Origin of the sequence: Aliishimia ponticola, assembly GCF_004803475.1 — a bacterium.
In the GTDB taxonomy this organism is placed as follows: domain Bacteria; phylum Pseudomonadota; class Alphaproteobacteria; order Rhodobacterales; family Rhodobacteraceae; genus Aliishimia; species Aliishimia ponticola.
Window position 1 is genome coordinate 2,501 of record NZ_SRKY01000011.1, and the last position, 3,952, is coordinate 6,452.

Annotated in this window: 1 tRNA gene and 2 rRNA genes; all 3 read left to right on the plus strand. The window is 53.2% G+C overall.

The features are described from left to right. The first annotated feature begins 176 nt into the window (after positions 1 to 176). The 3 genes from E4Z66_RS19480 (at position 177) to E4Z66_RS19490 (ending at position 3,951) form a co-directional block, all read left to right on the plus strand. A 23S ribosomal RNA gene (locus E4Z66_RS19480) occupies positions 177 to 3,599 on the plus strand. Positions 3,600 to 3,687: 88 nt separating this feature from the next. Beyond that, positions 3,688 to 3,802, plus strand: a 5S ribosomal RNA gene (rrf, locus tag E4Z66_RS19485). Positions 3,803 to 3,874: 72 nt separating this feature from the next. Beyond that, positions 3,875 to 3,951, plus strand: a tRNA-Met gene (locus E4Z66_RS19490). Position 3,952 lies beyond the last annotated feature (1 nt).

The window sequence follows — 3,952 nt, forward strand, 5'->3', positions numbered from 1 at the left end:
AACGAACAGATGTTGTCCAAGTCAAGTACACTAACCCGTGCGTCACGCGAGTGGCGCACAGTTCCTGCCGACCGACATCGGCAGGAGCGGGAAAGTATGCTTTTGATCCAGAATAAGGGCTGCACTCGAACCAGCGTGTGGCCGTGCAAAGCGCAAGCCTTGCTTTTTCTGGATCAAATCAAGCGCGAGAAGGGCGTTTGGTGGATGCCTTGGCAGCAAGAGGCGATGAAAGACGTGATACTCTGCGATAAGCCGTGAGGAGCCGAGAATAGGCTTTGATCCACGGATCTCTGAATGGGGCAACCCACCTGACAGTTGATTATGATTGCTTTCGAGCGGTTCATAATTGGCTGAAACAGGTACTTATTACCTGAATACATAGGGTTTTAAGAGCAAACCCGGGGAACTGAAACATCTAAGTACCCGGAGGAAAGGAAATCAATTGATACTCCCCTAGTAGCGGCGAGCGAACGGGGACCAGCCGAGCCTTGAGTGTGATTAGAATGGTCTGGAATGGCCAACCATAGTGGGTGACAGTCCCGTATAAGAAGCATGATAGGACGTATTAAGTAGGGCGGAACACGTGAAATTCTGTCTGAAGATCGGAGGACCACCTTCGAAGGCTAAGTACTCCTTGCTGACCGATAGCGAACCAGTACCGTGAGGGAAAGGTGAAAAGCACCCCGACGAGGGGAGTGAAACAGTACCTGAAACCGAACGCTTACAATCAGTCGGAGCTTGACTGGACTCTTATGACAATCTGAACCACATCTTGTCCTCAACAAACGGGGGGCAAGACATGGCGGACGGAACCTTTGCAGCACTAACCTTTCTACTCGGCGCGATCGAGATGGGAAGCAGTACCTGCGGCAGCGAAACGGGATGTCTGGGACGATCTGAAACGGAGCCGCGGATATCGATATCCGGTGGTGAGGTTCTTGATCGGAACGCGACATCGCAAGCTGAGGTTTACCTCCGCTATGACTTCGGTCGGAAGATCGGGCCATTCGGCCAAACCATCGGCGTTTCCGTCGGTGAGGAGGGCGAAACATGGTTGGGATATGGCGCGACATACACCTACGACTTCGGTCGCAGCGGGATGTTTGCACAGTTCCACACGATGCCTGGTCTTTACAGCGACAATGGCGGTTTTGATCTTGGCGGACCGATCATCTTTCGATCGGGTCTTGAGCTGGGATATGAAAACGCGGCCGGATGGCGCTATGGTATCAGCTACGATCACCGTTCGAATGCGGGGATCTACAGCGACAACCCCGGCGTGGAAACGGTTCAAGTTCGGGTGAGCATCCCGATCAGATAGGTTGCCATAAGTGTCCAGTCTTGTGACGGCGTACCTTTTGTATAATGGGTCATCGACTTGGTCTATCTAGCAAGCTTAAGCCGTTAGGTGTAGGCGCAGCGAAAGCGAGTCTTAATAGGGCGAATGAGTTAGATGGATCAGACCCGAAACCGAGTGATCTAGGCATGACCAGGATGAAGGTAAGGTAACACTTACTGGAGGTCCGAACCCACACCTGTTGAAAAAGGTCGGGATGAGTTGTGCCTAGGGGTGAAAGGCCAATCAAACTCGGAGATAGCTGGTTCTCCGCGAAATCTATTTAGGTAGAGCGTCATCCGAATACCCCGGGGGGTAGAGCACTGGATGGGTAATGGGGCCCCACAGGCTTACTGATCCTAACCAAACTCCGAATACCCGGGAGTACTAGATGGCAGACACACGGCGAATGCTAACGTCCGTCGTGGAGAGGGAAACAACCCTGACCTACAGCTAAGGCCCCTAATTCATGGCTAAGTGGGAAAGCAGGTGGGACGACCAAAACAACCAGGAGGTTGGCTTAGAAGCAGCCATCCTTTAAAGATAGCGTAACAGCTCACTGGTCTAAATAAGTTGTCCTGCGGCGAAGATGTAACGGGGCTCAAGCCATGAGCCGAAGCTTAGGATGCCGTAAGGCATGGTAGCGGAGCGTAGTGTGACATAGTTCCAAGCGTCCTTGATCCCTTCGGGGATATTGGACGCAGGGAACTTTCTGTGAAGCCGGCCTGTGAGGGATCCGGTGGAGAGATCACTAGCGAGAATGATGACATGAGTAGCGACAAAGAGTGTGAGAGACACTCTCGCCGAAAGTCCAAGGGTTCCTGCTTAAAGCTAATCTGAGCAGGGTAAGCCGACCCCTAAGGCGAGGCCGAAAGGCGTAGTCGATGGGAACCAGGTTAATATTCCTGGGCCATGGAGTGGTGACGGATCAAGAAGGTAGTTCATCCTTATCGGATTGAATGGGCTGCTTATTGGTCCCTGGAAATAGCCCTCCTATTAGATCGTACCCTAAACCGACACAGGTGGACTGGTAGAGAATACCAAGGCGCTTGAGAGAACGATGTTGAAGGAACTCGGCAAAATACCTCCGTAAGTTCGCGAGAAGGAGGCCCAGTTTCAACGCAAGTTTTGGCTGGGGGCACAAACCAGGGGGTGGCGACTGTTTACTAAAAACACAGGGCTCTGCGAAGTCGCAAGACGACGTATAGGGTCTGACGCCTGCCCGGTGCCTGAAGGTTAAAAGGAGGAGTGAGAGCTCTGAATTGAAGCCCAGGTAAACGGCGGCCGTAACTATAACGGTCCTAAGGTAGCGAAATTCCTTGTCGGGTAAGTTCCGACCTGCACGAATGGCGTAACGACTTCCCCGCTGTCTCCAACATCGACTCAGCGAAATTGAATTACCTGTCAAGATGCAGGTTCCCCGCGGTTAGACGGAAAGACCCCGTGCACCTTTACTACAGCTTCACACTGGCAACAGGCACAACATGTGCAGGATAGTTGGTAGGCTTCGAAGCAGGGACGCCAGTCTCTGTGGAGCCACCCTTGAGATACCAACCTTGTTCTGCTTGTTGTCTAACCGCGGTCCGTTATCCGGATCCGGGACCCTGTGTGGCGGGTAGTTTGACTGGGGCGGTCGCCTCCTAAAGCGTAACGGAGGCGCGCGAAGGTTGGCTCAGAGCGGTCGGAAATCGCTCGTTGAGTGCAATGGCAGAAGCCAGCCTGACTGCGAGACTGACAAGTCGAGCAGAGTCGAAAGACGGCCATAGTGATCCGGTGGTCCCAAGTGGAAGGGCCATCGCTCAACGGATAAAAGGTACGCCGGGGATAACAGGCTGATACTGCCCAAGAGTCCATATCGACGGCAGTGTTTGGCACCTCGATGTCGGCTCATCTCATCCTGGGGCTGGAGCAGGTCCCAAGGGTACGGCTGTTCGCCGTTTAAAGAGGTACGTGAGCTGGGTTTAGAACGTCGTGAGACAGTTCGGTCCCTATCTTCCGTGGGTGTAGGATACTTGAGAGGAGTTGCCCCTAGTACGAGAGGACCGGGGTGAACGATCCACTGGTGGACCTGTTGTTGCGCCAGCAGCAGTGCAGGGTAGCTATGATCGGACAGGATAACCGCTGAAGGCATCTAAGCGGGAAGCCCCCCTCAAAACAAGGTATCCCTGAGGGCCGTGGTAGACCACCACGTCGATAGGCCGGAGATGTAAGCGCAGCAATGCGTTCAGTTGACCGGTACTAATTGCCCGATAGGCTTGATTTGATCCAGTAATAGCCAGGCTAATACTAGACAATCAAAAGCATACGCAAACACAGCGTACATGACTTGGAAATCTCGACGGTTTTTTCGGTTTGGTGGTCATAGCGCAAGCAAAACACCCGGTCCCATCCCGAACCCGGCCGTTAAGTGCTGTAGCGCCGATGGTACTGCATCTTAAGATGTGGGAGAGTAGGTCACCGCCAAACCTAAAAAGCCGCCGAGATAATACGTATCTCTCTTACGATACCACCTCATAACCAAATTAGAGGTGAATTTGGCGCGGGATGGAGCAGCCCGGTAGCTCGTCAGGCTCATAACCTGAAGGTCGCAGGTTCAAATCCTGCTCCCGCAACCAA